This window comes from Halomonas hibernica (assembly GCF_013183775.1).
Classification (GTDB): Bacteria; Pseudomonadota; Gammaproteobacteria; order Pseudomonadales; family Halomonadaceae; genus Vreelandella; species Vreelandella citrativorans.
The window spans coordinates 38,796-62,903 of record NZ_VIFN01000005.1 but is presented as its reverse complement, the minus strand read 5'-3'; the positions used below and the strand labels follow the sequence as shown (position 1 = coordinate 62,903).

The following is a 24,108-nucleotide window of genomic DNA, read 5'->3' as shown; positions in this document are numbered from 1 at the left end:
TTGCCGGGTTCGCCGCTGCCAATGCACGCTATAAATACAGCGGCGAACCCTCATTCAGCGCTTCGGTGGCGTAGATAACCCAGCTATCAATGGCCGGTCCTAGCGAGCGTACCAAGGTTAGCGTGTCAGGTGCCTGGGCCAGTGCTTCTTCTGCACAAATACCGGCCTGATAACGACCTTCAATCAACCCATTGGCAACGTCGACGGTTGTCGGTGCCTCAATGATCGTCTTGAACGCGCTTAAATCAGTGTAGTAACGCGTGGCAGGCTGAAGCGCGATGTGCTCTGGTTCGGCAACATCACGACGGGCGAGCAGCGCCAGCGGCTTACTGCCCGCAATAAACGTATCGACTGGAAAAGCGCGATGCATATAGCGACCTACGCAGTCGGCATGGCTGAAGTGGGCCGTACATTGCAGTACATGGGTTAGCTCACCGGCCAGCAGTGCCTCGAAAGCCGCCTCAAACGTATCGAAGAAAATGCATTGGCCGCCTTGCGGTGCCCGACGCTTGAGATAGTGCCCAGCAATCAACGCATGATTGTTGCCTTCAGGCCCCAGAGTACCAAGGATCATTGTGCTTCCTTATGCCGTTAACGCCGTATGGTCGAGCGCAAGCCGTTGTCGTAAAAAGCCTAACTAATCACCGTAAAACTGGCCGTTAAATACGCTATATATCCTACCAGGAGCAATAACCCCTCACCACGCGATAAGCGTAGACCGGTATAGAGGAAAGCAATCAGCAGCGCAGAGGCGCCCAGCATTACCCACTGGTCAAAGGATGCCATGCGCTCAACAAGCGGTAGCGGCTGAAGAAAGGCGGAGATGCCCAGTATGCCGAGTAAATTAAAGATATTGCTGCCCAGAATGTTGCCTACTGCCACATCGGCATGACGCCGCAGCGCCGCGATCACCGATACCGCGAGTTCAGGTAGTGAGGTGCCGATAGCCACGATGGTAAGCCCGATAACCGCTTCAGAAATACCCAGCGCCTGAGCAATGCCGACGGCGCCATAAAGCAGCAATTGGGAGCCGCCGATCAGTAGAGCCAGCCCGCCGATTAAAGCCACCACGATAAACAGCGTGCTGCTGGGCAGTTGGGTCACTTCCTCTGCCTCGGCCGTGTGTAGCTCGGCAGAAGGGGAGTGCTGGCCGCTTTCGCTGCGGTAGGCCCATACCAGATAAGCCGCCAGGCTTGCGAGTAGCACCGCTGCATCGAAACGCCCCAGGCTGCCGTTAAACGCTAAAAGAATAAACAGCCCAGTGGCGAGCATCATTACCAACCCATCGCGCTTAAGCGCTTGGGGCTGGGTGGTCAGTGGGCAGATAAGCGCACAAAGGCCCAGAATCAACAAGATATTGCCGATATTGCTGCCGACCACATTGCCAATCGCAATGTCGGGCTGCTGGTTCATGGCGGCATGGATCGAGACCACCAGTTCAGGCGATGAGGTACCAAAGCCGACAATCACCAATCCGGTAAACAGCGGTGATACGCCCAGCCGTTTGGCCCCGGCGACGGCGCCGCGAATCAATCCTTCGCCACCTAGCGTTAAAAGCACGATGCCGGCTAATAAACTCAGTCCATAAAGCAGCATAAAGGGCCTCCACCATGTAGCCTAAGCGCTTATTGTTAGTGACTATAAGCATAAACTCGGTGCGTGGCGAGACACATTATTTTTCAGCCATAGGGGGTTAAAATATTCGCTAAGGGTCAGCTAGTGAAGGGGCGTATCGGACGTTACTTGCTTGAGCCAACGCTGCTTTGCATGGTTTCTAAGATTCTGAATTTTATCCGTTTCATCTACAATATCCTGCCCCAGAATCGTTTCGATAACGTCTTCAAGGGTAATAATGCCAAGCCATGTCCCATGTTCATCATGGATCACACGCATATGGTGACGGCTGGTTAGCATGTCGGTAAATACCTGCTCAACGCTTGCGCTATCGGCGATGCTCCCCATTGGGTGCATTAACGTTTGCATGGTTTGGCCTGGCTCGGCGTGATAAACATCAAGCTTATGTACATAGCCTAACGCCTGCTCGTTTGCATCCATCACAGGGTAGCGCGTAAAAGAGAGCTTGCCGAAGCGCTCATCGAAAGCGCTCACCGTCATTTCTGGGGTGACCGTTTCACTGACGGCGCGTGGTGTCATCGCCTTGGTCACCGGAATTTCATGCAGATTAAGGATATTAGTGATCGTGCGTGTTTCATCATTATCCATCACTTTTTCCTCCAGACCTGCGCGCGCTAATACTTTTATTTCACTGCGCACATCGATGCCTTCATCTGCCTCACCCAGCCGTTGAGTAATCATTTTTGATAGCCAGATAAAGGGCATTAACACCACCATTAAGGTATTTAAAATAGGAGGCAGAAAAGGAGCCAAACGGCGCCAGTAGTTGGCACCTAACGTTTTAGGAATAATTTCTGAAAATACCAGAATGAGAATGGTCATAACTGCCGAGGCAACAGCGACATAAACATCCCCAAATACAGCGGCTACCTGAGCGCCTATCCCCGTCGCGCCCGCCGTATTGGCGATAGTGTTAAGCGTTAAAATGGCCGCAAGCGGGCGGTCGATGTTGGCTTTTAATGTATCAAGTGCTTTATGTAATTTAGGACGCTCTTCTTTAAGCTGAGCAATATAGCTTGGTGTAATTGACAGCAATGAGGCTTCAAGTATCGAACAAAGGAAAGAAGCTGAAATAGTTAAAATAACAATGATTGTTAAGAGCACCATATATAATGTCTCGCCAGATAAAGAGAGCGTTAAGCTCTTTATAGTTAAGCTGTTTTGACTGTCAATGAAATGGCGCCGACTTCTAATTTATGTTGTTTTAATAAAAGCTATATAATGTATAACCTCTTCGAAAATAATTTTTACTTCGACCAAGTTTGGCGACTGATTGGCTAGTGATAATGGCTCCGTTGTGCTTGTTGGATCTGGCACGGCCGGTACGATGATGGTCGACCCACTTGCCGCCAAGAAGCGTTAGGTGCTTTATCGTTTCAGGCCAACATGCTTTGTTTGATTGATGTTATGTTATAATGTATCTTTTGTGTTGATTTAAAAACCATTCATTCTCTGAAAAAGGAAGTCTGAAAGATGCCATTACTTTCATCAAAAGCACTCAGCGCATTAGCCATCAGCTTGCTGGCATTGGCGGGTATTCAGCCGGTGGTTGCAGATGACAAGCATGAACACCACGACCATGATCATTCACACGACCACTCCCATGACCATTCGCACGACCACCGTAGTGATATTTATTCCGGGCATTTCAGTGATGACCAGGTAGCGGACCGTTCACTTTCCGACTGGGAAGGTGATTGGCAGTCCGTTTATCCCTATCTAGAGGATGGCACGCTGGATGCGGTGTTTGCTCATAAAGCTGAGCATGGCGATAAAACGGCTGAAGAGTACAAGGAGTACTACGACACCGGTTACCAAACAGCGGTTGACCGTATCATTATTGAAGGCAATAACATTACCTTCTACGAAAACGGCGAAGAGAGTACGGGCGAGTATCAATACGACGGTTACGAGATTTTAACCTACGACGCAGGCAATCGTGGCGTGCGGTTTATTTTCGAGTTAGAGGGTGAGAGCGCTGAAAATCTTCCTCAGTACATTCAATTCAGCGACCACGCTATCTACCCAACCGACGCGCATCACTTTCACCTTTACTGGGGCAATGATCGCGAAGCACTGCTGGAAGAAGTCTCTCACTGGCCGACCTACTACCCGTCCGATTTAGACGGTAATGAAATCGCTGAAGAAATGACCGCTCATTAAGGTCGAGCCACTTTTTTTATAGCTAGTCGACGGGCGCCAGCAGAAATGCTGGCGTTTTGCCGTTATGGGCGCATGAAAAAGAGGCTAACCTGTAAGGCAGGTAGCGTTCTTGTTACCACGTTGGCTTTATCCACCAGAATAGGTACGACGATGCGACTACTTTCACGATGGGCAGGCATGGGGATTTTGATCTTCAGCGGCTTGGTAAGCGCTAATGAAGAGTGTGTTAGCCCTGAAACCCAAGCGGAAATGACGCAGTGTTCAGCGAAAACGTATCAAGCGGCCGATGATGCGCTTAATGAGGCTTATCAGGCATTGATTGGAAGGCTTGAGAATAATGCTTTATCGCTTGAGAAGCTCAGAGTGGCCCAGCGCAAGTGGATTGATTTTCGTGACGCCGAATGTGCGTTCGAGAGTAGCGCGGTCGAAGGGGGGAGCGCCCAGCCCATGGTACGTAATGGCTGCCTTGAAGCGCTCACCAAAGCACGTACGCAAAGCCTGCAAGAGCATGCCAGCTGCGAAGAGGGCGACCTTAGCTGTGTAAGGTAGCTAATGCAAAGGCTGGCTGTAGACACAAAAAAAGCACCGCTAGGTGCTTGATTTGTAGGGGTGTCTGGTGGAGGCGGCGGGAATTGAACCCGCGTCCGCCAGCACGCGCCTATTGGCTCTACATGCTTAGATTTCGTCATTTGTTTTAACGCCACTGACTCCGACGATCAGGATTCAGCAACGCGAGCCTTCTAAAGTTTAACGCTTGGCGAGAAGACACCACCAAACGCGGTCCTATCAGCTTTAGCTCGTATCCCCTCAATGATGAATAGGCACATCACCTTGGGGCCAGACAAGAAGCTAACAGTTTAAGCTGCTAGCGCGCCTTGAGCGTAGTTTTCGTCATTTGCGACTATTTTTTCGTGATGTGGGATTTACGAGATACATCATGCTCTCGGCATGCACCGCAAGGGTTGTCACCGGCGTCGAAACCATGTCGCCCCCTTCTTTCAGATGAGCATTCTAACGTGCTCACACCTGATTGACCAGTTAAGCCTTGTTATGTTCCCGCATAATTCGTCCTTTTTGACGGCTCCAGTCACGATCTTTTTCTGTCGCCCGCTTGTCATGCAGCTGTTTACCGGTCACTAGCGCCAATTCGCACTTCACTTTATTGCGCTTCCAGTAAAGCTTGAGCGGCACGCAGGTGTGGCCCTTGTCTTGGGTAATCGAAAAGATTTTGGCGATTTCTTTACGATGCAGCAGTAGTTTGCGCGTGCGGGTAGGGTCGGCAATTTCATGGGTGCTTGCTGTATTAAGCGGCATGATGTGGCTGCCAAGCAGGAAGGCCTCGCCGTTACGCACCAGAATGTAGGTGTCGGTAAGCTGAGCTTTACCCGCACGCAGGCTTTTGACTTCCCAGCCGGCGAGTGCCAACCCTGCTTCAAAGGTCTCATCGATATGGTATTCGAATCTTGCCTTCTTGTTCTGGGCAATAACGCTGCTGCCGGGGCCCTTGCTGTTACCTTTCTTAGTGGCCATGAAACCTCATCTATAATCTGTCGGTGGCACCCCCTTCGTTATATGGGGAGGCGTGATACCATTCAAGGTCTGAATAAATGTTTCCCATGATACGCTTTGGGCACTGTGAAGTCAGCGGAGAGGTCAATGCCAACCGTCAATCGTTCCGCCCTGGTGCGGCACACCCCCCAGCAAATGTTCGATCTGGTCAACGATTTCGAACACTACCCCGAGTTTTTACCAGGCTGTCGTCAGGCGCGTCTGGTAGAGCGTGACGCCACCCATTTAATTGGGGAAATGACGCTGGGCCGTGCGGGGATAGAGCAAACGATCACTACACGTAACGACCTGTTTGCCCCCGAGCAAATCGAGATGTCGCTGGTAAAAGGGCCATTTAAGCGCTTGAAAGGCCACTGGCGGTTCACTCCGATGGGAGATGATGCTTGCAAGGTGAGTCTGGAAATGGAGTTTGAGTTTGCCAGCCGCCTGCTCAGCATGGCCTTTGGTCGATTGTTCCAGCAAATCGCCGGTCAATTGGTCGATGCCTTCACTAAGCGTGCTGATGAGCTGTATGGGCGGTGATCGCCTTCAAGTAGAGGTTGCCTTTGCGTTGCCTGCCAAACAGCGCCTGGTGGCGCTGGAAGTGCCTGAGGGCACCACTGCCCGGCAGGCGGTAGCACTTGCCAACCTGCCTCAACTATTTCCGGAGTTGCCCGAAGACACGTTCAGCAAGGCGCCGCTGGGTATTTTTGGCAAAGCGCTACGCAACCCCGAGACGCACACATTGCGCACCGGGGATCGTGTCGAAGTCTATCGCCCGCTTGAGATCGACCCTAAAGCTGCCCGCCTGGAACGTGCCAAACGCCAAGCAAGCGGCCAGTAACGCTGTTACTCAGCGCGCAATACGGGCTGAGGCGCGGGTGCTGTCTCCGGTGTTTGCGTGCTTACATTCTCCTGGGGAAGCGCATTCAGCGGGTCAGCACCTTCAACGGCAGGCCCTAGGCTGGTGTCGGTGCTTAGCGAAAGATCGGTGGAAAAATCGCCCTGCTGCTGCACATTGGCTAAGCGGCCCATCGGGTCAAAGGTAAGTGTGACGCGTCGCTGTACAACGCCACCGTACGCTTCGTCCAATCGATAGACGTAATCCCACTGGTTTGAATCAAACGGGGCTTCCAACAAAGGGCGGCCCATAACGTAGGTGACCTGCTCCTGCGTCATGCCCGGCTGAAGCTGGCTAACCATTTCTTCGGTTACCAGATTGCCTTGAGGGATGTCACGTTTGTAAACACCGACGTAACTACAGCCACTTACAACAGTAAGGGCAACGGAAAGCGTAATGATGCGAGTCAATTTTTGCATTTGGACCTGTTCTTCACTATCGTGGTTTCGGTCGATCATACCCGACCTAACCTGTTACTGCGAAGAGCAACCATGGCCGATCAGAACCATGAACTGCGCAAAGCCGGGCTGAAAGTGACCCTGCCGCGCGTCAAGATCCTTCAGATTCTCGAAAATGCTTCGGGTCAACACCACCTTAGCGCAGAAGAAGTGTATAAAACACTGATTGATGCGGGCGAGGATGTTGGCTTGGCAACCGTTTACCGCGTGCTGACGCAATTTGAATCAGCAGGTTTGGTAATTCGTCATAATTTTGACGGTGGCCACGCAGTCTTTGAGATGACGCAAGAAGACCATCACGACCATATGGTGTGTTTAGAAAGTGGTGAAATCATCGAGTTTCTTGATGACATCATTGAACGACGCCAGCAAGAAATTGCAGAAGAGCACGGCTACGAGCTTGTCGATCACGCTCTGGTACTTTACGTACGCCCTCGCGGGTCGGACGTAACGCGCCAGGTTAACGTGCCGATCAATAAAAAATAGGGTTTCCCGCAAAACCTGTTTTGGCCGTGATGCAAACCCTCATGCCGCTCCTTGTTACTACAGGGAGCAGCATGGGGGTATTTTGCGTGGTAGCCGTTAATTAGATAGTGATGTGAGAAAGCTCTTAATGAGGCGGGCGCTGGCTGGCATGCAGCATTTCCTGGGCATGAGCCAGTGTTTGGTCAGAGAGCGTCACTCCGCCTAGCATGCGCGCAAGCTCGCTGATGCGGCCTCGCTCGTCCAGCAAGGCCATATAGGTACGCGTAGTATCCCGCTTGGCACGCTTTTCAATATGCAGGTGCTGATGCGCCTGCGCGGCCACCTGGGGCAGGTGCGTTACGGTCATGACCTGGCCGTTCTCGCCTAACTTGCGCAGTAACTGGCCGACAATTTCCGCCGTGGCGCCTGAAATACCCACATCCACCTCGTCAAACACCAGGCTTGGAATCGTCGAGTGCGAGGCGGCCACCACCTGAATCGCCAGGCTGATACGCGAAAGCTCACCCCCAGAGGCAACTTTGGCGAGTGGGCGAGCAGGCTGGCCTGGGTTGGCGCTGATCAAAAACTGTACGCTATCCAGCCCCTCAGGCGTAGGCGTTTCACGCGAAGCAACGGCCACTTCAAAGCGCGCCTTACCCATGGCCAAAAAGGCCAGCTGCTGCTGAACTTCTTTACCCAGCCGCAGGGCAGCTTTTTGACGGGTATCGCTGATTTTCTTGGCTTCGCTGCGGTAGCGCTCACGATACTCAGCGACTTGCCCACTCAGCGCTTCAAGGTCCTCATCGCTGGCTTCCAGCTGAGCCACTTCACGTTGAAGGGTGCTATGCAGGGCGTAAATTTCTTCAGGCGCGACGTGATGCTTGCGCGCAATGCGGTGTATATCCGTCAAGCGCTCCTCCACCCACATCAGGCGCTCTGGGTCGAGCTCGGTGCTGCTGGCAAAGCGCTGCAACTCGCTTGAGGCCTCTTCCACCTGAATGCGCGCATCGCTGAGCATGGCGAGCGTATTGGCAAGTGTGCCCTTATCGCTGCCCGGTAGGGCGCTTAAGTGTGCATAAGCTTGATTAAGAAGCGACAGCGCGCCGCCGTCATCGCTGGCGCAGCAGTCGGCAGCCAACTGGGTTTCACGCAGCGTCTCTTCGGCATGCGCAAGGGTCAGTTGCTCCTCTTCAAGCGTCTGTAGTTCGCCTTCGCCCAGACCCAGCTGGTCCAGCTCTTCAACCTGGTAGCGCAGCAGTTGGCGCTTGGCTTCTACTTCACTGCCTTCTTCACTGAGCTTTTTAAGCCGTCGTCGCGCATTGCGCCATTCGTGGAAGGTTTCTGCCAGTTGCTGGCGAGCCTCCCGCAGCCCGGCATAGTCATCCAGCAGGGCCAGGTGCACCTCTTCACGCATTAACGCTTGATGGGCATGCTGGCCATGAATTTGAATGAGCTGCTCGCCAAGCGATTTTAAGTCCGAAATGGTCGCTGGCTGGCCGTTAATCCATGCTTTTGAACGTCCACTGGCGGTCACTACACGGCGCAGTAGGCATTCGTCGGTGGGGAGCTCGCGGGCCGTTAGCCACTCGGCGGCGGCGGGCAGGTGTTGAATGTCGAAACGCGCCGATAGGTCGGTGCGCTCGCAGCCGTGGCGCACGCTGCCAGCATCGGCACGCTCACCAAGGCACAGGCCCAGTGCGCCTAGGAGAATGGATTTGCCTGCGCCTGTTTCCCCCGTGATGGCCGTCATGCCGTGGGTCAGGTCAAGCTCAAGGCGGTCGACAATGGCGTAATCTTGAATCGCTAGCTGAGTAAGCATGATGCCTCCTGAGGCGGTGCGACACAGAAGCTGGATACTTATCCAATAAATGTTGTTTTATACAGTAGTCGATAACTGACTTCAATGCTCCTCTTGAGATGGCTTTTATGGCCCCCATATAGCCTCTATACGTGTTTAAGGCTGTTTTAAAACTGATTTATTGATTATTTTTTATGAGCAGTGTTGGGCAGAAAAAGCCCGAACCCTTTTGAGGAGCATGGCATGGCAAAAGAACCGCAAACTCCATTAGATGACGAACTCGCTCGCCAACAGCGTGAGGCCGATATGAGGGACCAGGAGTCTGAAGAGCGCTTGATTGATGGGGAGCTGGAAGGCCTGATTAACGACGAGGCGCCGCTTGAAGGCAGCTTCGCCGACCCGGAGGCCGATGTACTCGCCGCTCAGGTAAATGAGCTGGAGCAAAACCTGGCAGAAGCCAAGGACCAGGCGTTGCGCGCCGCCGCTGAAGCGCAGAATGTTCGCCGCCGTGCCGAACAGGAAGCAGACAAGGCGCGTAAGTTTGCCTTGGAAAAATTTGTAAAAGAGCTGCTGCCTGTGGTGGATAGCCTGGAAAAAGCGCTTGAATCCATGCAGGACGACGCCTCTGAGGCGCACCGCGAGGGCGTTTCCATGACGCTCAACATGCAGCTAGGGGTGCTCAATAAGTTTGGTGTTGAAAGCGTTGAGCCCCAAGGTGAGCCTTTTGACCCCCAGGTGCACGAAGCCATGGCGATGGTGCCGAACCCCGAACTTGAGCCCAACACCGTAATGGAAGTGATGCAGAAAGGTTACTTGCTCAATGGTCGTTTGGTTCGCCCAGCGATGGTCGTGGTCAGTCAGAAGGCAAATTAAGCCGATTTAGTGACGTAAAGCGTAAAAAAGCCCTTGAAAAGTCACTGGCGGCCCCCAGATAAAGGTCAACCCGCGGGGAAATCCCGCACACGTTTTAAGTATTGAGACAACTGAATTCGAGGTTTTTGCTATGGGACGCATTATTGGTATTGACCTGGGTACTACCAACTCTTGTGTGGCAGTACTTGATGGCGACAGTGCTAAAGTTATCGAGAATGCTGAAGGTGGCCGTACCACGCCTTCGATCATCGCTTACACCGATGACGGCGAAACTCTGGTAGGCCAGGCCGCCAAGCGCCAAGCCGTTACCAACCCGGAAAACACGCTTTACGCCATCAAGCGTCTGATCGGCCGTCGCTTTAAAGACGACGTTGTTCAGAAAGACATCAAGATGGTGCCCTACAAAATCGCTGAAGCTGACAACGGCGATGCGTGGGTAGAAGTAAAAGGTAAAAAAATGGCGCCGCCGCAAGTAAGTGCGGAAGTGCTGAAGAAAATGAAGAAAACCGCCGAAGATTACCTCGGCGAAGCGGTAACGGAAGCGGTTATCACCGTACCGGCTTACTTCAACGACAGCCAGCGTCAGGCCACTAAAGATGCAGGTCGCATCGCGGGTCTGGACGTTAAGCGTATTATCAACGAGCCGACCGCAGCCGCACTCGCCTACGGTATGGACAAGTCACGCGGTGATAAAACCATCGCCGTTTATGACTTGGGTGGCGGTACGTTCGATATCTCGATCATCGAAATTGCCGACGTTGAAGGCGAAACCCAGTTTGAAGTACTCGCCACCAATGGCGATACCTTCCTGGGCGGCGAAGACTTCGATCTGGCGCTGATCAACTACCTGGTCGACCAGTTCAAGTCTGACAGCGGTATTGATCTGTCGGGTGACAACCTGGCCATGCAGCGTCTGAAAGAAGCCGCTGAAAAAGCCAAAATTGAACTTTCAAGCGCCCAGCAGACCGACGTTAACCTGCCCTACATCACGGCTGACAACACTGGCCCGAAACACCTTAACGTTAAGGTGACTCGTGCCAAGCTGGAATCGCTGGTAGAAGAGCTGGTTCAGCGTTCACTTGAGCCCTGCAAAATGGCGCTGAAAGATGCGGGTCTGTCTGCGTCTGAAATCGACGAAGTGATCCTGGTCGGTGGCCAGACACGTATGCCGATGGTGCAACAGAAAGCCGCTGATTTCTTCGGTAAAGAAGCGCGTAAAGATGTTAACCCTGACGAAGCGGTTGCCGTAGGTGCAGCGATTCAAGGTGGCGTTCTGGGCGGCGACGTGAAAGACGTACTGCTGCTGGACGTTACCCCGCTGACTCTGGGTATCGAAACAATGGGCGGCGTGATGACGCCGTTGATCGACAAGAACACCACCATCCCGACGAAGAAGACGCAAACCTTCTCCACGGCGGATGATAACCAGACGGCCGTGACCATTCACGTCGTTCAAGGTGAGCGTAAGCAAGTGACGCAGAACAAGTCGCTCGGTCGTTTCGACTTGTCTGATATTCCGCCTGCGCCGCGCGGTGTTCCGCAGATCGAAGTGGCGTTTGACCTGGATGCCAACGGTATTCTGAACGTTTCTGCCAAAGACAAAGCGACCGGTAAAGAGCAGTCGATTGTCATTAAAGCGTCCAGCGGTCTGACGGATGAAGAGATCGATCAAATGGTACGCGACGCTGAAGCCCACGCTGACGAAGATAAAAAATTCGAAGCGTTGGTACAGCTGCGTAACCAGGCCGACGGCATGATCCACGCAACGCGCAAAACCGTTCAAGAAGCGGGCGACAAAGCGACGGATGATGAGAAACAGGCCATCGAAACCGCGATCAGCGAGCTGGAAGAAGCCGTCAAGACTGACGACACGGACAACATCCAGAAGAAACTGGATGCACTGACCGAAGCGTCTGGTCAGTTGGCGCAGAAGATGTACGCCGAACAGGCGGAAGCTGCTCAGCAGGCGGATGAAGGTGCTGAGGATGCCAGCACCAAGCAGGAAGATGACGTGGTTGACGCCGAGTACGAAGAAGTCAACGACGACAAAAAACAGTCGTAACATCCTCTTTCTACCAAGGAAGAAGGTAACGCGGGAGGAGACTCCCGCGTTGCTGTTTCCGCGGTCAAGACGCCTAATCAAGAGCATAGTTAACCAGGAGGCGTAGGACCCATGTCCAAACGCGATTATTACGAAGTCCTGGGTGTCGATAAAGGGGCCGATCAGAAAGAGATCAAAAAGGCCTACCGCCGCCTGGCGCAAAAATTCCACCCTGATCGAAACCCGGACGATGATACTGCCTCGGAAAAATTCCGCGAAGTGTCAGAAGCTTACGAAGTGCTTAGCGATGGCGAAAAACGTGCGGCGTACGACCAGTTTGGTCATGCCGGTGTTGATGGCCAGGGCGGTGGCTTTGGCGGCGGCGGTTTCGGTGGTGGTGGCGCGGGTGACTTTAGCGACATCTTCGGCGATGTGTTTGGTGATATTTTCGGTGGCGCGGGCGGCGGCCGCCGTCGTGGTCCTAATGCGCCCGCACGTGGCTCCGACCTTCGCTACAACCTGGAGTTGGACCTTGAGAGTGCGGTAGCCGGTACCACTGTCGACATCCGTGTGCCACGCCACATTGAGTGTGACCGCTGTGATGGCGATGGCGCTGAGCCAGGTTCTTCCAAGGAAACCTGCCCCACGTGTCATGGCCACGGCCAAGTGCGTATGCAGCAGGGCTTTTTCGCAGTACAGCAAACCTGCCCGACCTGTCACGGTAGCGGCCAGCACATCAAAGTGCCGTGCCACAAATGTAACGGCGAAGGCCGTGTGCGTGAAACGCGTACGCTCTCTGTGAAGATTCCGCCGGGTGTTGATACCGGTGATCGCATTCGTCTGAACGGCGAAGGCGAAAGCGGCGTTAATGGTGGCCCAGCGGGCGACCTTTACGTTCAGGTTTCTATCAAAGCGCACCATATCTTCCAGCGCGATGGTAAAAACCTGCACTGCGACGTACCGATCAACTTTGTTGATGCCGCGCTGGGTGGCGAGCTTGAAGTGCCCACGCTTGATGGCCGTGTGAAGCTGAAGATTCCACCGGAGACGCAAACCGGCAAACTCTTCCGTCTACGCGGCAAAGGTGTCAAACCAGTGCGCGGTGGTGCGCCGGGCGACCTGCTCTGCAAAGTCGTTATCGAAACCCCGGTCAACCTGGGTGAAGAACAGCGCGATTTGCTGCGTAAATTCCAGGAAAGCCTGGAAGGCAGCAATAGCCATTCACCCAAGAAAACTGGCTTCTTCGACAGCGTGAAGAAGTTCTTTGAAGAGATGAAGTCCTGATATTGGTGTGACTGCCCTAACGTAATTGTACAATGTTAGGTTCCGTAGACCCTCGGCCCAGGCCGGGGGTTTTTGACGTTTAAGGAACATAAAGCGTAATGGATAGCTTGCAGGACAAACCCACGTTGGGCATTTGGCTCAGAGTTCTTTCCGGTCTGCTGTTTACCGGCATGTTGGTGTGTATTAAAGCGGTGAGTGATGACGTGCCGGTGGGGCAGTCGGTGTTTTTCCGCTCGTTGTTTGCGCTGTTGCCGATTATGGTTTTTCTGATGATTCGCCGGGAATTCCCGGGAGGGCTGGCGACGCGTCGTCCGTTGGGCCATGCGCTGCGTTCGGGGTTGGGGGCGGCGGCGATGTTTGCCTCGTTTGCGGCGGTCGCGCTGCTGCCCGTTGCCGAGGCAACGCTGTTGGCTCAGCTAACGCCGGTGTTTATGGCAGTGGGCGGGGTGCTATTGCTGGGTGAGCGGTTCTCGTTTTATCGCGCTGGGGCTATTTTGTTGGCGCTTGCCGGTATGGCGGTGCTGGTACTGCCTGGCCTTAATGCCAGCTCTGAAAGTGGCCTGATGACCGGCTATGTGTTGGGCGCGCTAAGCGCACTTTTAACGGCAGGGGCGCTGCTTACCGTTAGGCGCATTTCACGTACTGAAACAGCAGCTTCTATCGCCTTTTACTTTATTTTGGTGTCTGCGCTTGCGGGGCTGGCCACGCTGCCGTTGGGATGGTCGGCGCTGGATACAAAGGCCCTTTGGCTGTTGGTGCTCTCGGGGCTGTTTGGTGGTGCGGCGCATATTGCCATGACGCTGGCACTTCGCTATGCCGAGGCATCGCGGCTTGCACCGTTTGAGTACATTGCACTGATTTGGCCAGTAGCCGCCGATTGGGTGCTGTTCGGCATTCCGGTATCAAGTAATTTCTTGCTGGCGCTTCCCTTGATGCTCAGTGGGGTGGCGCTCGCCGCCCTGGAAGGGCGGCGGTTTAGACAGCTTCTTCGACGATAAGCTGGGGGCGGCCTTTCGAGCAGGTCTCGATACGTGCCGCGACCTTGTACACCTGGCGCAAAAGCTCAGGAGTAATGACCTCTTCGGTGGGGCCGCATGCGATCAGGCGGCCGTTTTCAAGCACCATGGAGGCATCGGTAAAGCGCAGCGCATGGCCTAAATCGTGGAGCGCCACCAGAATCAGCATCTGGCGCTCATCTGCCAAGCGGCGCAGCACCGTTAGCAGGTTGATCTGGCGGTTAAGGTCCAACGCTGAGGCTGGCTCGTCCAGCATCAGAATCTCGGGCTCTTGTACCAGTGCCTGCGCCGCGCTGACCAGCTGGCGTTGGCCGCCGCTTAAATTGCCAATGTCACGCTCGCCAAGTGGCGTGATATTAAGCTCTTCAAGTGCCCGGTCCACCTGGGCCAGATCCTCTGGCTGCACTTTCAGGCTGCGTCCTTGCATGCGTGCGAGCAGCACCGACTCATAAACCGTCAACACCGCTTTGGCGCCGGTGTCCTGGGGCATATAGGCCACCGGGCGCTCGGCGCTTGTATGGCGAATAGCGACGTCACCTTCGCCTTTCAGCAAGCCTAGAATACGCCTGAAAAGCGTCGATTTTCCGGCAGCGTTAGGGCCCAGCAGGGCAACGACTTGACCGCCTTGAAAGCAGGGCGTCGTGATATCTTCCAGAATTGAGCGGCGTCCGTAGCGGGCCGAAACGCGGGTTAGCTGTAGGGTTACCATGAAGCCTTCTTGTGGTTGAGCACCAGAAACAGGAAGAAGGGAATGCCCACCAGCGATGTGATAATGCCGATGGGAATAATCGTGCCTGGAATAATAATCTTGGAGATCACCGAGCCCACCGAAAGAATCAGTGCACCGCAAAGTGCTGAACCCGGCAGGAAGAAGCGTTGGTCTTCACCGAGCAGGATGCGCGCAATATGCGGCCCCACCAAGCCGATAAAACCGATGGTACCTACAAACGCCACGGCCACTGCGGCAAGCAGCGATACCAGCACCAGCACTTCCAAACGCAGCGCACGCGGGTTAACGCCCATGCTTTCGGCCTTGGCATCGCCCAGGCGCATGGCGGTAAGCGCCCAGCCGTGACGGGCAAGCAGCGGCATAACGGCGGCAAGAATGCCCAGCGCAATCCAGAATTTGGGCCATGTCGCTTTGGTTAAGCTGCCCATGGTCCAGAACACCACTGCCGAGACGGCTTCCTGGCTTGCAAAAAACTGGATCAGCGCCATTAGTGAGTTGAAGATGAACACCATGGCGATGCCGAGCAGTACGATGGTTTCCACCGTCACGCCGCGTTTAAGGCTCAGCGCGTGGATGAGAAACGCGGTGAACATGGCCATGATAAAGGCGTTGAGCGGCACCACGAACTCAATGGCGGTGGGCACAATCGCCACGCCGAAGGCAAGCCCAAGGGCGGCGCCAAAGCTTGCCCCGGCGGAAATGCCCAGCGTAAAGGGGCTGGCCAGCGGGTTGCTTAGAATGGTTTGCATCTGCGCGCCCGCTACCGAAAGGCTGGCGCCTACCACCAGGGCCATTAGCGCCACCGGCATGCGGATTTCCCAGAGAATGACACGTGCCTGCTGGCTGACGCTTTGGGGCGTCAGCAGAGCGGCGACCACTTCGCCCAGGCTGTAGCGGGCTGGCCCCAGTGCCAAATCAACGCAGAGGCTAAATAACAGTGCCACCACCAGCGCCAGAAGAATCATCTGGCGGCGGAATACCTGAGTGCGGTAGAAGGCGCGCCCCTGTGAGTAGCTGTCGGCGGCGATAGTCTCAGTCGTCATGGAGCGATACCCAGTAACCCGGCTCGTAATCAATAGGCAAGAAGCGGTCGTGAAGCTCTTGCAGGGTGGCTTCAGGGTCTAAATCTTCAAACAGCGCTGGGTGCAGCCATTTGGCGAGCTGCTGAATGGCCACGAAGTAGTAGGGGCTGTTGTAAAACTGGTGCCAAATAGCGTGAAAGTTACCATCTTCCACCGCCTGGATGCCGGTCATGGCGGTACGCGAGGTCAGCGCTTCAAGCTTGGCGTGAGCGGCTTGCATACCAGAGCCGGGCCCTACGCCTACCCAGGCACCGCCGGGTACGTAGGCGTCCCAATTACCGCCAGTCACTACAACGTGATCAGGGTTTGCGGCAATGATCTGCTCAGGATTTAGCGTGCCGAAACTGCCAGGAATGATGCCGTCGGCAATATTGGTGCCGCCTGCCAGTGTCACGTACTTGCCGAAGTTACCGGGCCCAAAGCTCATGCAGCACTCATCCGAGTAGCCGCCCGCGCGGTCGATAAAGACGCTGGGGCGCTCGGGGTTCGCTTCGTTAATGACATCGGTCACCCGCGCCAGCTGCGCCTCAGCGAAGTCAATAAACTCCTCAGCCGCCGCTTCGTCGTTCATGACCTGGCCCATGATGCGCATGGAGGGGATGGTGTGCTCGATGGGGTCTTCACGAAAATCGACGTAGATGATCGGAATGCCCAATTGAGCAAGTTTGTCATCATAGGCGGCATCTTCGGTGGCGGCTTTGGCCTCAAGGTTCATAAAGACCACGTCAGGGTTAAGCGAGGCGGCCTGCTCAACGTCGAAGGTGCCGTCTTTAAAGCCGCCAAACGTTGGCAGAGCTTCAATTTCAGGAAAGCGTTCCGCGTAGCGGGCGTAGTTATCAGGGTCTGCTTGGAAAAAATCTTCGCGCCAGCCGACGATATGCGCAAACGGGGCTTCAGGCTCCAGTAGGCCGAGCAAGTAGATCTGACGACCCTCACCCAGGATAACACGCTCAGCGGGCGCCTCCAGTGTGACTTCACGGCCGGTAACATCGGTAACGGTAACAGGGTCTGCCGCTGCCGTACCTATCAGCGTTTTTAAAAGAGAGGACTCATAAGCGTATTGATCACTTGTGGGTGGGTCGGTTGTCAGTGCGCCAAGCTGGAGCTGGTGTCAGCGCATAGCATCGAATATGAAGTTTTTGGGTATAATTCGCATTCTCATAGTGATGCATTATCATGGAATCCGATGTAGCTGTCGAGATGACATCTGTTACGGTAAGAACATTTTTCAGACGGTGCTGAACACGCTGTTGCGCTATCAAGGCATTTAACTGTTTGGCGGCTATCCCTGTTACCCATAAGCTAGAGGTAACACCCTTTATCCAGTGGAGAATACTATGCCTTTATCACGTGCTGAAATTGCGACTGCATCAGGCGAGCGCATCATTAACCGGCTTTGCAAGCACTGGGCGCATAAGTTGGAGGTTGAGCACAGCCAGCAGGAGGGCAGGATTGTATTTCCTGACAAAGGCACCTGCTTGTTGCACGCAGAAGCTGACAAGTTGCTGGTGTCTATCGAAGCCCTGGAAGAGGAGCATCTGGATCAGTTGGAAGGCGTGGTGGAAAATCACCTTGTGCGCATGGCGAAAGACGAGGAACTGATTGTCGTTTGGCAAAACTGACGCTTTTAGAAGACATGCCTTTAGATGCTAGAGCGTTGAAAACCAGCGGCAAGGAAAGTCAGGCCGCCTGAAACACAAGCACAGCACTGCTTGAAGCGTCTGTTATAATCACCGCTTGGTTACTATTCAGTTTGATTCGACGTAATTGATCGCAAAATGCAGGAGTTCGCATGACCCGAGTTGCCATTGTAGGCGTGGCTGGCCGAATGGGCCGTACGCTGGTAAGCGCTATTGAACAGGATGCTGGCGCGACGCTCGCCGGTGGAATTGTCGAGCCAGGCAGCTCGTTGGCAGGTGCGGATATTGGTGAGTTAGCGGGCGTGGGCAAGCGCGGTGTTAGCGCAGTCGACTCCCTTGATGCAATCGTTAACGACTTCGATGTGCTGATCGACTTTACCGCGCCCCAGGTAACGCTGGCGAATCTGGCATTTTGTGCCAAGCACGATAAGTGCATGGTGATTGGCACCACGGGCATGAGCGATGATGAGCTCGCCCAACTGGATAGCTACCGCGATAAAGTGGCGATGGTGTTCGCGCCTAATATGAGCGTTGGGGTTAATCTCACGCTCAAGCTTCTGGAAACCGCCGCTAAAGCGCTGGGTGATGAAGGCTACGATATCGAGATTATCGAGTCGCATCACCGCCACAAGGTGGATGCGCCCTCCGGCACTGCGATTAAAATGGGCGAAGTGGTGGCCGATAGCCTCGGACGTACCTTAAAAGAGCACGGCGTGTTTGAGCGAGTAGGCCAGTGTGGTCCGCGTACCGATAAAGAGATTGGCTTTGCCACTGTACGTGCGGGCGATATCGTCGGCGAGCACACGGTGATGTTCGCCACCGAAGGCGAGCGCATCGAAATTACCCACAAGGCTTCCAGCCGCATGACGTTTGCCAAAGGGGCTGTACGTGCGGCGCGCTGGGTCGCAGGCCAAAAGCATGGCCGTTACGACATGCAGGATGTGTTAGGGCTTTAGTGAGAAGCATCGCATCGATCTTGGCCCGCTTTAGAAGCGCACCACGCGTTGCGGGTTTTTATGGGTAGTCAAAGGCCAGAATATGCTGTAACATTCCATAAATTTTGGCCGGGTGGCCCATGAAAAACAGACGGCGCGCTTGTTGCGTTGGTCAGCCCACTGCCTGCTCAGGTTCGTTAGTGCGAATTTAGTGACAGCGAAATTAGCTACAGCGTCTGTATTGCCTTTGGCATATAGGCCTGATCACAGACCTGAGATGCCCAGAACAACAAGCGGGATGAAACCGATTTTTTCTTTATCGGCTTCGTCCCGCTTTTTTACGACCCGAGTTTTAAGCATTTGATACTGAAGTTTTGGTAGCTGGGTTTCAACACCGGGTTTAAAAAAACCAGACTTCAAACATTAATCTCGATTCTGGTGAGGGCATCCTGCGGATGCTTTCAACCAGCATCGCTGAGCCTGCGCCCACAGGCTCCCACCAGCATGGGAGGACCTTGACTTGAATAACCCCGCATTGAGCAAACCTGCGATTTTGGCCCTGGAAGACGGCAGCGTGTTTCATGGAATCGCCATTGGCGCGGACGGATTAACAAGCGGTGAGGTAGTGTTCAATACAGCCATGACCGGCTATCAAGAAATCCTGACTGACCCCTCCTATACCCGCCAAATCGTAACGCTCACTTATCCCCATATCGGCAATACCGGCATTAACGCTGAAGACATTGAGTCAGCTTCTATTGCCGCCGCCGGTTTGGTTATCCGCGACTTGCCCCTGATGGCCAGCAGTTTCCGCTCTGAGCAAACGCTGTCTGACTACCTGGCAAGCCAAAACGTTGTGGGTATCGCTGATATTGATACCCGCCGCCTGACGCGTATTTTGCGCGATAAAGGTGCCCAGAACGGTGCGATTTTGGCAGGCGAGGACGCGCAGGGCGATGACGCTGTTGAGCGCGCGTTGGCGGCCGCCAACGCCTTTCCTGGTTTGAAAGGTATGGACCTGGCCAAAGAAGTCTCCTGCAAAGAGGCTTATGAGTGGACAGAGGGTGAGTGGACGCTGGGCGAAGGCTATGCGGATGCAACGAAAGGCGAGCGCCCTTACCATGTTGTGGCGTTTGATTACGGCGTGAAATTCAACATTCTGCGCATGCTGGCTGCCCGCGGCTGCCGCCTGACGGTGGTGCCCGCGCAAACACCCGCCGCTGACGTGCTGGCGATGAATCCGGACGGTGTTTTCCTGGCCAACGGCCCAGGTGACCCCGAACCCTGCGATTACGCCATCAAAGCCATTCAGGACGTACTCGAAACGGACACGCCGGTGTTCGGTATTTGCCTGGGCCACCAGTTGCTCGCGCTCGCCTCGGGTGCCAAAACCGTCAAAATGAACCATGGTCACCACGGTGCTAACCACCCGGTTCAGGATTTGGACACGGGCGCTGTGATGATCACCAGTCAGAACCATGGTTTTGCCGCCGATGAAACGAGCCTTCCGGCCAATTTGCGCGCCACCCATCGTTCGCTGTTCGACGGCACGCTGCAGGGTATTGAGCGCACCGACCGACCCGCATTTAGTTTTCAGGGTCACCCGGAAGCCAGCCCCGGCCCGCGTGATGTAGCGCCGCTGTTTGATCGCTTCATCACGATGATGCAGGCACGCCGCTAACGCAGGCTCTGCTTCATCACTGTATGCCGCTTTTGTCGCTCTTCGTCACCATTTTTTGCGGGAACCGTTATGCCTAAGCGTACCGACTTAAACAGTATTTTGATCATTGGCGCTGGCCCGATTGTTATCGGCCAGGCCTGCGAATTCGACTACTCCGGCGCCCAGGCGTGTAAGGCGCTGCGCGAGGAGGGGTTCCGGGTTATTTTGGTGAACTCCAACCCGGCCACCATCATGACCGACCCGGCCATGGCGGATGCTACCTACATTGAGCCGATTACCTGGCAGGCCGTTGAGAAGATCATCGAGGCTGAAAAGCCCGATGCTATTCTGCCCACCATGGGCGGTCAGACCGCGCTTAACTGTGCGCTGGATCTGGAAAAACATGGCGTGTTGGAAAAGCACGGCGTGGAGATGATCGGTGCCAACGCTGACGCCATCAACATGGCCGAAGACCGCGACCTGTTTGACCAGGCCATGAAGCGTATTGGCCTTGAGTGCCCGAAAGCGAAAGTCGCGCACACCATGGACGAAGCGTGGGAAATTCAAGCCGAGCTTGGCTTTCCGACCATCATTCGGCCTTCCTACACCATGGGCGGCTCCGGTGGCGGCGTGGCGTACAACAAGGAAGAGTTTGAAGAGATTTGTACGCGTGGTTTCGAGCTTTCCAACAACCACGAGCTGCTGATTGATGAGTCGCTGCTGGGTTGGAAAGAGTACGAAATGGAGGTTGTACGCGACAAAAAAGATAACTGCATTATTGTCTGTGCGATTGAAAACTTTGACCCGATGGGTGTGCATACCGGCGACTCGATTACTGTCGCACCGGCACAAACGCTGACGGACAAAGAGTACCAGATCATGCGCGACGCAAGCCTTGCGGTGCTGCGCGAGATTGGCGTGGAAACCGGTGGCTCCAACGTGCAGTTCGGTATGGACCCGAAAACCGGCCGCCTGGTCGTGATCGAGATGAACCCGCGGGTGTCTCGCTCTTCCGCACTGGCGTCCAAGGCCACCGGCTTCCCGATTGCCAAAATCGCCGCCAAGCTGGCGATTGGTTACACCCTGGATGAGCTGCAAAACGATATTACTGGTGGACGCACGCCAGCGTCGTTCGAGCCGTCTATCGACTACGTGGTCACCAAGATCCCGCGCTTCACGTTTGAGAAGTTTCCGCAGGCCAATGATCGCCTGACGACTCAGATGAAGTCGGTGGGCGAGGTCATGGCCATTGGCCGTACCTTCCAGGAGTCGCTGCAAAAAGCACTGCGCGGTACGGAAACCGGTAACGACGGCCTCGACCCGATTATTACCGACTTCAACCCGGAAAATATGGCCCTGATCAAGGGAGAGCTTCAGGCGGCAGGCGCTGAGCGTATCTTCTATGTGGCCGATGCCATGCGTTCAGGTATGAGCGTGGATGACGTCTTCGCACTGACTAATATCGACCCCTGGTTCCTGGTCCAGATGGAAGACCTGGTACTGACCGAAGCCGCTGTTGCCAAACGCTCGCTAAGCGACTTCTCTGCGCGCGAGCTTTATCAGCTCAAGCGCAAAGGCTTTGGCGATGCGCGCCTGGCCACGCTGCTGAGCGTGAGCGAAAAAGAGTTCCGCCAAACGCGTCAGGCCGCAGGTGTTCGTCCGGTCTACAAACGCGTGGATACCTGCGCCGCCGAGTTCGCTTCTGATACCGCCTACATGTACTCCACCTATGAAGAGGAGTGTGAAGCGGACGTATCTGATCGCCAGAAGATCATGGTGCTGGGTGGCGGGCCGAACCGTATTGGTCAAGGCATCGAGTTTGACTACTGCTGTGTTCACGCCGCCTTCGCCATGCGCGATGACGGTTATGAAACCATCATGGTTAACTGCAACCCGGAAACCGTGTCGACGGATTATGACACTTCTGATCGCCTCTACTTCGAGCCGGTAACGCTGGAAGACGTGCTTGAAATTGCTGACAAAGAGAAGCCGGTTGGCGTGATTGTTCAGTTCGGTGGTCAAACGCCGCTGAAACTGGCTCGTGAGCTGGAAGCGGCTGGTGTGCCAATTATCGGCACCACACCGGATGCGATTGACCGTGCTGAAGACCGCGAGCGCTTCCAGGTGATGATTGACAAGCTTGCCCTGAAACAGCCGCCTAACGCTACCGCACGCAGCTTTGAAGAAGCCTTCGCCAAGGCGGAAACCATTGGTTACCCACTGGTAGTGCGCCCCAGCTACGTGTTGGGCGGTCGGGCCATGGAGATCGTCTACGACGCCTCCGAGCTTGAGAACTACATGACCAATGCGGTCAAGGTTTCCAACGACTCACCGGTGCTGCTGGACCACTTCCTGAGTGCTGCCATTGAGATCGACATTGATGCGGTATCAGACGGCCAGCAGGTAGTCATTGGCGGCATTATGCAGCATGTCGAGCAAGCGGGCGTTCACTCCGGTGATTCCGCCTGTGCGCTGCCGCCTTACTCGCTGCCCGCCGATGTACAGGATGAGATGCGCCATCAGGTCAAGCAGATGGCGGTTGAGCTGGGCGTTAAAGGTTTAATGAACGTGCAGCTGGCCTGGCAGGATGGCGAGATCTACGTGATTGAAGTTAACCCGCGTGCGTCGCGTACCGTGCCGTTTGTCTCCAAGTGCATTGGTACCTCGCTGGCCCAGATTGCGGCACGCTGCATGGCGGGCACAACACTTGCCGAGCAGGGCTTTGAGCGCGAAATCATTCCGCACTTCTATAGCGTGAAAGAGGCGGTTTTCCCGTTCAATAAGTTCCAGGGCGTTGACCCGATTCTGTCGCCGGAAATGAAGTCCACCGGTGAAGTAATGGGTTCAGGCGAGACCTTTGCCGAAGCATTCTTTAAGGCGCAGCTGGGTGCAGGCGAAGCGATCCCGGCGCTTGAGGGTGACCGCAAGGCGTTCCTTTCCGTGCGTGAGCCGGACAAGGCGGGGATTATCGAAGTCGCTCGTTCTCTGCTAACATTAGGCTTCACACTATGCGCGACACGCGGCACAGCCGAAGCACTGGAAGCCGCTGGGCTTGCGGTCGAGCACGTCAATAAAGTCTATGAAGGTCGTCCCCATATCGTCGATCTGCTTAAGAACGACGAAATCGCCTACATCGTGAACACTACCGAAGGTCGTCAGGCTATTAATGACTCTTCGGTCATTCGCCGTACTGCTCTTGCGCGCAAGGTGCCCTATGCAACCACCTTGGCGGGCGCTAATGCCGTTTGTATGGCACTTGAGTACGGTAGGGAGATTACGGTGCGTCGCCTTCAGGATCTGCATGCAGGAGCAAGTCAATGAACAAGGTCCCGATGACGGTTGCGGGTGAAAAAAGCCTTCGCGAAGAACTCAATCATCTTAAGGGCGAAGCGCGCCCGCGAGTGATTGCGTCGATTGCCGAAGCGCGTGAGCACGGCGACCTTAAGGAGAACGCCGAATACCACGCTGCCCGTGAACAACAGGGGTTTATCGAAGGCCGTATTCAGGAAATCGAGAGCAAGCTTTCGGTAGCGCAGGTGATTGATGTCACCAAGCTGCCAAATACAGGGAAAGTGATCTTTGGTGTCACGGTCGCTCTGCTCAACCTGGATACGGATGCCAGCGTGACCTACCGCATTGTGGGCGAAGATGAGGCAGATATTAAGTCTGGCCGCATTTCTGTCACGTCCCCTATTGCACGTGCGTTGATCGGTAAAGAAGAGGGCGACGTTGCCGTGGTGAAAACACCCGGTGGCGACGTTGAGTATGAGATCGAAAGCGTTGAATATGCCTAAGCGCTAGGTCTATAGAGCTAGTGGGTGCCCAACTTAATGGGCGCCCATAAAAAAAAGCCCGCTTATCAGGTTGATATCAACCGAA

23 protein-coding genes and 1 other RNA gene are annotated in these 24,108 nt (G+C 54.7%); 14 read left to right on the top strand and 10 right to left on the bottom strand.

Translation table 11 applies throughout. The features are described 5' to 3' along the window. Positions 1-28: 28 nt before the first annotated feature. From FKN99_RS09375 to FKN99_RS09365, 3 genes are all read right to left on the bottom strand, one after another. On the bottom strand, positions 29-574 hold the full coding sequence (locus FKN99_RS09375) for a hypothetical protein (protein WP_172117616.1): 546 nt from the start codon (positions 572-574) through the stop codon (positions 29-31). A gap of 59 nt (positions 575-633) precedes the next feature. Continuing rightward, on the bottom strand, positions 634-1,593 hold the full coding sequence (locus FKN99_RS09370) for a calcium/sodium antiporter (protein ID WP_172117793.1): 960 nt from the start codon (positions 1,591-1,593) through the stop codon (positions 634-636). Between the two features lie 123 nt (positions 1,594-1,716). Beyond that, on the bottom strand, positions 1,717-2,742 hold the full coding sequence (locus FKN99_RS09365) for a CNNM domain-containing protein (RefSeq protein ID WP_172117615.1): 1,026 nt from the start codon (positions 2,740-2,742) through the stop codon (positions 1,717-1,719). Positions 2,743-3,108: 366 nt separating this feature from the next. Here FKN99_RS09365 and FKN99_RS09360 point away from each other — a divergent pair, with 366 nt between their 5' ends. Beyond that, positions 3,109-3,798 carry a ZinT family metal-binding protein gene (locus tag FKN99_RS09360; RefSeq protein WP_172117614.1) on the top strand — a complete coding sequence of 230 codons (690 nt, stop codon included), beginning with the start codon at positions 3,109-3,111 and terminating at the stop codon, positions 3,796-3,798. Positions 3,799-3,948: 150 nt separating this feature from the next. Next, on the top strand, positions 3,949-4,347 hold the full coding sequence (locus FKN99_RS09355; RefSeq protein ID WP_172117613.1) for a lysozyme inhibitor LprI family protein: 399 nt from the start codon (positions 3,949-3,951) through the stop codon (positions 4,345-4,347). Between the two features lie 65 nt (positions 4,348-4,412). Here the strand turns inward: FKN99_RS09355 and ssrA are convergent. Together ssrA and smpB are read right to left on the bottom strand one after the other, a co-directional pair. Beyond that, positions 4,413-4,791, bottom strand: a transfer-messenger RNA (tmRNA) gene (gene ssrA, locus FKN99_RS09350). Positions 4,792-4,836: 45 nt separating this feature from the next. Continuing rightward, positions 4,837-5,328, bottom strand: coding sequence for an SsrA-binding protein SmpB (smpB, locus tag FKN99_RS09345; protein ID WP_087108742.1), 492 nt, complete (start codon positions 5,326-5,328; stop codon positions 4,837-4,839). A gap of 126 nt (positions 5,329-5,454) precedes the next feature. Between smpB and FKN99_RS09340 the strand changes: the two genes are divergently transcribed. Together FKN99_RS09340 and FKN99_RS09335 are read left to right on the top strand one after the other, a co-directional pair. After that, a complete protein-coding gene (locus FKN99_RS09340) occupies positions 5,455-5,889 on the top strand; it encodes a type II toxin-antitoxin system RatA family toxin (protein ID WP_087108740.1) in 435 nt (144 codons plus the stop codon). Then, a complete protein-coding gene (locus FKN99_RS09335; protein WP_172117612.1) occupies positions 5,879-6,190 on the top strand; it encodes an RnfH family protein in 312 nt (103 codons plus the stop codon). The genes FKN99_RS09340 and FKN99_RS09335 overlap by 11 nt, the downstream gene beginning before the upstream one ends. Before the next feature lie 5 nt (positions 6,191-6,195). Here the strand turns inward: FKN99_RS09335 and FKN99_RS09330 are convergent, their stop codons facing one another. Then, a complete protein-coding gene (locus FKN99_RS09330) occupies positions 6,196-6,666 on the bottom strand; it encodes an outer membrane protein assembly factor BamE (protein WP_172117792.1) in 471 nt (156 codons plus the stop codon). A 72-nt stretch (positions 6,667-6,738) separates the two neighbouring features. Here FKN99_RS09330 and fur point away from each other — a divergent pair, with 72 nt between their 5' ends. After that, positions 6,739-7,191: a ferric iron uptake transcriptional regulator gene (gene fur / locus FKN99_RS09325; protein ID WP_172117611.1), complete on the top strand. Its 453-nt coding sequence runs from the start codon at positions 6,739-6,741 to the stop codon at positions 7,189-7,191. A gap of 124 nt (positions 7,192-7,315) precedes the next feature. Here the strand turns inward: fur and recN are convergent, their stop codons facing one another. Then, entirely contained in the window at positions 7,316-8,989 is a 1,674-nt protein-coding gene (gene recN, locus FKN99_RS09320) for a DNA repair protein RecN (RefSeq protein WP_172117610.1), read from the bottom strand. Positions 8,990-9,211: 222 nt separating this feature from the next. On the opposite strand from recN, the gene grpE reads away from it, so the two are divergent. The 4 genes from grpE (at position 9,212) to FKN99_RS09300 (ending at position 14,164) form a co-directional block, all read left to right on the top strand. After that, positions 9,212-9,841, top strand: a complete 630-nt coding sequence (gene grpE / locus FKN99_RS09315) for a nucleotide exchange factor GrpE (RefSeq protein ID WP_172117609.1) — start codon at positions 9,212-9,214, stop codon at positions 9,839-9,841. A 130-nt stretch (positions 9,842-9,971) separates the two neighbouring features. Next, positions 9,972-11,903, top strand: coding sequence for a molecular chaperone DnaK (gene dnaK, locus FKN99_RS09310; RefSeq protein WP_172117608.1), 1,932 nt, complete (start codon positions 9,972-9,974; stop codon positions 11,901-11,903). Between the two features lie 111 nt (positions 11,904-12,014). Beyond that, the gene (gene dnaJ / locus FKN99_RS09305; protein WP_172117607.1) at positions 12,015-13,166 is read left to right on the top strand and encodes a molecular chaperone DnaJ; all 1,152 of its coding nucleotides are present in this window, start codon (positions 12,015-12,017) and stop codon (positions 13,164-13,166) included. Between the two features lie 98 nt (positions 13,167-13,264). After that, complete coding sequence (locus FKN99_RS09300; protein ID WP_172117606.1) at positions 13,265-14,164, top strand: DMT family transporter; 900 nt, start codon at positions 13,265-13,267, stop codon at positions 14,162-14,164. Here FKN99_RS09300 and FKN99_RS09295 read toward each other — a convergent pair. The 3 genes from FKN99_RS09295 to FKN99_RS09285 are packed head-to-tail and all read right to left on the bottom strand — an operon-like array spanning position 14,142 to position 17,024. Continuing rightward, positions 14,142-14,891 (bottom strand): ABC transporter ATP-binding protein, encoded by a 750-nt coding sequence (locus FKN99_RS09295; RefSeq protein ID WP_172117605.1) that lies wholly within the window; start codon positions 14,889-14,891, stop codon positions 14,142-14,144. The genes FKN99_RS09300 and FKN99_RS09295 overlap by 23 nt on opposite strands. Continuing rightward, complete coding sequence (locus tag FKN99_RS09290) at positions 14,885-15,955, bottom strand: FecCD family ABC transporter permease (protein ID WP_172117604.1); 1,071 nt, start codon at positions 15,953-15,955, stop codon at positions 14,885-14,887. Before FKN99_RS09290 ends, FKN99_RS09295 begins: the two co-directional genes overlap by 7 nt. Next, positions 15,945-17,024 (bottom strand): ABC transporter substrate-binding protein, encoded by a 1,080-nt coding sequence (locus tag FKN99_RS09285; RefSeq protein ID WP_172117791.1) that lies wholly within the window; start codon positions 17,022-17,024, stop codon positions 15,945-15,947. Before FKN99_RS09285 ends, FKN99_RS09290 begins: the two co-directional genes overlap by 11 nt. Before the next feature lie 307 nt (positions 17,025-17,331). Here FKN99_RS09285 and FKN99_RS09280 point away from each other — a divergent pair, with 307 nt between their 5' ends. The 5 genes from FKN99_RS09280 (at position 17,332) to greA (ending at position 24,023) form a co-directional block, all read left to right on the top strand. Continuing rightward, complete coding sequence (locus FKN99_RS09280; RefSeq protein ID WP_087108719.1) at positions 17,332-17,616, top strand: DUF2218 domain-containing protein; 285 nt, start codon at positions 17,332-17,334, stop codon at positions 17,614-17,616. Positions 17,617-17,786: 170 nt separating this feature from the next. Beyond that, a complete protein-coding gene (dapB, locus tag FKN99_RS09275) occupies positions 17,787-18,590 on the top strand; it encodes a 4-hydroxy-tetrahydrodipicolinate reductase (protein ID WP_172117603.1) in 804 nt (267 codons plus the stop codon). A 514-nt stretch (positions 18,591-19,104) separates the two neighbouring features. Further along, positions 19,105-20,250, top strand: a complete 1,146-nt coding sequence (carA, locus tag FKN99_RS09270; protein WP_172117790.1) for a glutamine-hydrolyzing carbamoyl-phosphate synthase small subunit — start codon at positions 19,105-19,107, stop codon at positions 20,248-20,250. A 69-nt stretch (positions 20,251-20,319) separates the two neighbouring features. After that, a complete protein-coding gene (carB, locus tag FKN99_RS09265) occupies positions 20,320-23,550 on the top strand; it encodes a carbamoyl-phosphate synthase large subunit (RefSeq protein ID WP_172117602.1) in 3,231 nt (1,076 codons plus the stop codon). Beyond that, the gene (gene greA, locus FKN99_RS09260; protein WP_172117601.1) at positions 23,547-24,023 is read left to right on the top strand and encodes a transcription elongation factor GreA; all 477 of its coding nucleotides are present in this window, start codon (positions 23,547-23,549) and stop codon (positions 24,021-24,023) included. The genes carB and greA overlap by 4 nt, the downstream gene beginning before the upstream one ends. Positions 24,024-24,108: the final 85 nt, after the last annotated feature.

Excerpts from the sequence above, each read along its gene's own strand:
- smpB (WP_087108742.1), bottom strand. The coding sequence starts at position 5,328 with ATGGCCACTAAGAAAGGTAACAGCAAGGGCCCCGGCAGCAGCGTTATT.
- FKN99_RS09355 (WP_172117613.1), top strand. The coding sequence starts at position 3,949 with ATGCGACTACTTTCACGATGGGCAGGCATGGGGATTTTGATCTTCAGC.
- FKN99_RS09290 (WP_172117604.1), bottom strand. The coding sequence starts at position 15,955 with ATGACGACTGAGACTATCGCCGCCGACAGCTACTCACAGGGGCGCGCC.
- FKN99_RS09300 (WP_172117606.1), top strand. The coding sequence starts at position 13,265 with ATGGATAGCTTGCAGGACAAACCCACGTTGGGCATTTGGCTCAGAGTT.
- fur (WP_172117611.1), top strand. The coding sequence starts at position 6,739 with ATGGCCGATCAGAACCATGAACTGCGCAAAGCCGGGCTGAAAGTGACC.
- carB (WP_172117602.1), top strand. The coding sequence starts at position 20,320 with ATGCCTAAGCGTACCGACTTAAACAGTATTTTGATCATTGGCGCTGGC.
- recN (WP_172117610.1), bottom strand. The coding sequence starts at position 8,989 with ATGCTTACTCAGCTAGCGATTCAAGATTACGCCATTGTCGACCGCCTT.
- dapB (WP_172117603.1), top strand. The coding sequence starts at position 17,787 with ATGACCCGAGTTGCCATTGTAGGCGTGGCTGGCCGAATGGGCCGTACG.
- greA (WP_172117601.1), top strand. The coding sequence starts at position 23,547 with ATGAACAAGGTCCCGATGACGGTTGCGGGTGAAAAAAGCCTTCGCGAA.
- FKN99_RS09335 (WP_172117612.1), top strand. The coding sequence starts at position 5,879 with ATGGGCGGTGATCGCCTTCAAGTAGAGGTTGCCTTTGCGTTGCCTGCC.
- FKN99_RS09295 (WP_172117605.1), bottom strand. The coding sequence starts at position 14,891 with ATGGTAACCCTACAGCTAACCCGCGTTTCGGCCCGCTACGGACGCCGC.
- FKN99_RS09365 (WP_172117615.1), bottom strand. The coding sequence starts at position 2,742 with ATGGTGCTCTTAACAATCATTGTTATTTTAACTATTTCAGCTTCTTTC.
- FKN99_RS09375 (WP_172117616.1), bottom strand. The coding sequence starts at position 574 with ATGATCCTTGGTACTCTGGGGCCTGAAGGCAACAATCATGCGTTGATT.
- dnaJ (WP_172117607.1), top strand. The coding sequence starts at position 12,015 with ATGTCCAAACGCGATTATTACGAAGTCCTGGGTGTCGATAAAGGGGCC.
- FKN99_RS09360 (WP_172117614.1), top strand. The coding sequence starts at position 3,109 with ATGCCATTACTTTCATCAAAAGCACTCAGCGCATTAGCCATCAGCTTG.
- FKN99_RS09330 (WP_172117792.1), bottom strand. The coding sequence starts at position 6,666 with ATGCAAAAATTGACTCGCATCATTACGCTTTCCGTTGCCCTTACTGTT.
- FKN99_RS09280 (WP_087108719.1), top strand. The coding sequence starts at position 17,332 with ATGCCTTTATCACGTGCTGAAATTGCGACTGCATCAGGCGAGCGCATC.
- dnaK (WP_172117608.1), top strand. The coding sequence starts at position 9,972 with ATGGGACGCATTATTGGTATTGACCTGGGTACTACCAACTCTTGTGTG.
- grpE (WP_172117609.1), top strand. The coding sequence starts at position 9,212 with ATGGCAAAAGAACCGCAAACTCCATTAGATGACGAACTCGCTCGCCAA.
- FKN99_RS09340 (WP_087108740.1), top strand. The coding sequence starts at position 5,455 with ATGCCAACCGTCAATCGTTCCGCCCTGGTGCGGCACACCCCCCAGCAA.